Genomic DNA, 2,422 nt, shown 5'->3' with positions numbered 1-2,422 from the left:
ACGACCGCAACCCCGTTCTCGGCACCCCTCCACGCGACCCGGCTCACTCGCCCGGGTAGACCACGCCCGTCTGGCGGCGGACCTCGTCCATGGTCCGCATGACGTCGAGCGTGTCCTGCCACGTCATGCGCGGGCTCTCGGTCAGCCCGGCCTCGAGGCAGCGCGCGACCTCGGCCGCCTGGTACTGCTTGCCCTCGCCGCGGAAGCCCTCGTAGCGCCACTCGGCGCCGTCGTGGCGGACCACGCGGAACGACGTCGGGGCGTAGAACGTACCCTCGACCTCGATGCGCCCCGCGGTGCCGGAGATCGACGCCACGTTGGGCGTCTGCGACCACAGCGTCGTCGAGAGCGTGGCCATCGCACGGCCGTAGCCCAGCGTGATGCCGAGCTGGCCGTCGACGCCCGTCTCGGTCAGCGCACCGACCGCCGTGACCGACGACGGCGCGCCCAGCACGTCGTGCGCGAACGACACGGGGTAGACGCCGAGGTCCAGCAGCGCGCCTCCCGCGAGCTCGGGCGCGTAGAGCCGGTGCGCGGGGTCGAACGGGAAGAACTGGCCGTGGTCGGCCGTCACGTTGACGATCTCACCGATCTCACCGCGCGCGATCACTCCGCGCAGCGCCGCGACGTGCGGCAGGAACCGCGTCCACATGGCCTCCATGACGAACACGCCCGCGGCACGGGCGGCGTCGAGGATCTCGCGCGCCTCGGCCTCGTTGCGCGTGAACGCCTTCTCGACCAGGACGTGCTTGCCCGCGGCGATGGCCAGCAGCGCGTGGTCACGGTGGTGCGAGTGGGGCGTGGCGACGTACACGACGTCGACCTGCGGGTCCTCGACGAGCTCTGTGTAGTCGGCGTGGGTCGTGTGGATGCCGTGCTCGGTCGCGAAGCGCTCGGCGCGGACGCGGTCGCGCGACCCCACGGCCACGACGCGGGCGCGCGTGTGGTCGCGCACGGCCTCGGCGAACGACCCGGCGATGTTCCCGGCGCCCAGGATCCCCCAGCGGACGGTCGGCGCGGTCCGGGGATCGGGCACGACGCCGGAGATCACCTCGGGGAGGTCGGCAGCGGTCGCGGCGAGGTGAGGCAGGGAGGTGGGCTTCGGGTCGGTCGGTGCCGCGGTGCGGGCGTCGTTGCTCATGGGTTCACGCTAACCCCGTGGGAGCGCGGCCACGGGTCATTGCCCGAGGTGTGGTCGTGCGGCGCCCAGGCCCGTCGGCGCCGAGCACGGGGTTGCGCGCGGTCGAACCCCGCGATCTCGTCCGTCCCGGCCGTCAGGACGACCGCAACCCCGTTCTCGGCACTCGGCACCCAACACCCGGCACCGGCCCCCGGCGCCCCCACTCACTCGCCCGGGTACACGACCCCCAGCTGAGAACGCGCCGCGTCCATGACCCGCATCAGGTCGAGCGTGTCCTGCCACGTCATGCGCGGGCTCTCCGTGAGTCCCGCCGCGAGGCAGCGCGCGACCTCGGCCGCCTCGTACTGCTTGGCGCCCGGCGTGTACCCGTCGTAGTCGCGGCGGGCACCGTCGGCCCAGACCACGCTGAACGCCGTGGGCACCATGAAGCGGTCGACGACCTCGATCCGCCCGCCCGAGCCCGCGACCACGAGCGACGTCGCCGACTGCGCCAGGACCGACGACGCGAGCGTCGCGGTCGCCCGGTCGCCGTACCGCAGCACCACGGTCGACTGGGCGTCCACCCCGGTGGGAGCCGGGAGACCCACGGCCGTGACGTCGTCGGGCATGCCCAGGAGGTCCGTCGCGAACGCGAGCGGGTAGATCCCGATGTCCAGCAGGGCGCCGCCCGCGAGCTCGGGCGCGAAGAGCCGGCTCGCCGGGTCGTACGCGGCGTTCGACCCGTAGCTCGCCGTGACCGACCGGACGTCCCCGATCTCGCCCTGCGCGATCAGCGCGCGGATCGCGGCGACGTGCGGCAGGTGCCGCGTGAGCATGGCCTCCATGACGAACACGCCCGCGGCGTGCGCGGCGTCGAGCACCTCGCGAGCCTCGGCCTCGTTGCGCGTGAACGCCTTCTCCATGAGCACGGGCTTGCCCGCCGCGATCGCGAGCAGCCCGTGGTCGCGGTGGTGCGAGTGCGGGGTCGCGACGTACACGACGTCCACGTCGGGGTCCGCGACGAGCGCCTCGTACGAGCCGTGCACCGTCGCCGACGGCGCGTGCCGCTGCGCGAAGTCCCGCGCCCGGTGCTCGTCGCGCGAGCCCACGGCCGCCACGTGACCCTGCGTGAACGTCCGCACCTCGTCGGCGAACGAGCCGGCGATGTTCCCCGCGCCGAGGATCCCCCACCGCACGGGCGGGGCCGTGCCCGGGTCGGGGACGGCGTCGAGCACGTTGACCACGGCGTGGGAGACCATGCCTCCACGCTACTGCGGCCCCGGGGGAGACCGGTCGACGGAC

General features: G+C 73.9%; 2 protein-coding genes. Both read right to left on the bottom strand.

The genetic code is table 11. The annotated features are described in order from the left end of the window. Positions 1 to 43 precede the first annotated feature (43 nt). Positions 44 to 1,141 carry a Gfo/Idh/MocA family protein gene (locus tag ACFWFR_RS19110; RefSeq protein WP_377618401.1) on the bottom strand — a complete coding sequence of 366 codons (1,098 nt, stop codon included), beginning with the start codon at positions 1,139 to 1,141 and terminating at the stop codon, positions 44 to 46. Between the two features lie 203 nt (positions 1,142 to 1,344). Next, positions 1,345 to 2,379 carry a Gfo/Idh/MocA family protein gene (locus tag ACFWFR_RS19105; RefSeq protein ID WP_377618399.1) on the bottom strand — a complete coding sequence of 345 codons (1,035 nt, stop codon included), beginning with the start codon at positions 2,377 to 2,379 and terminating at the stop codon, positions 1,345 to 1,347. Positions 2,380 to 2,422: the final 43 nt, after the last annotated feature.

The sequence above is a fragment of the Oerskovia sp. NPDC060287 genome (assembly GCF_042726775.1).
Taxonomy (GTDB): Bacteria; Actinomycetota; Actinomycetes; order Actinomycetales; family Cellulomonadaceae; genus Oerskovia; species Oerskovia merdavium.
The sequence above is the reverse complement of the archived record's forward strand: the minus strand, read 5'-3'. Positions and strand labels throughout refer to the sequence as shown.

What these genes read in the sequence shown, in the direction of transcription:
- ACFWFR_RS19110 (WP_377618401.1), bottom strand. Translation starts at nt 1,141, where the DNA reads ATGAGCAACGACGCCCGCACCGCGGCACCGACCGACCCGAAGCCCACC.
- ACFWFR_RS19105 (WP_377618399.1), bottom strand. Translation starts at nt 2,379, where the DNA reads ATGGTCTCCCACGCCGTGGTCAACGTGCTCGACGCCGTCCCCGACCCG.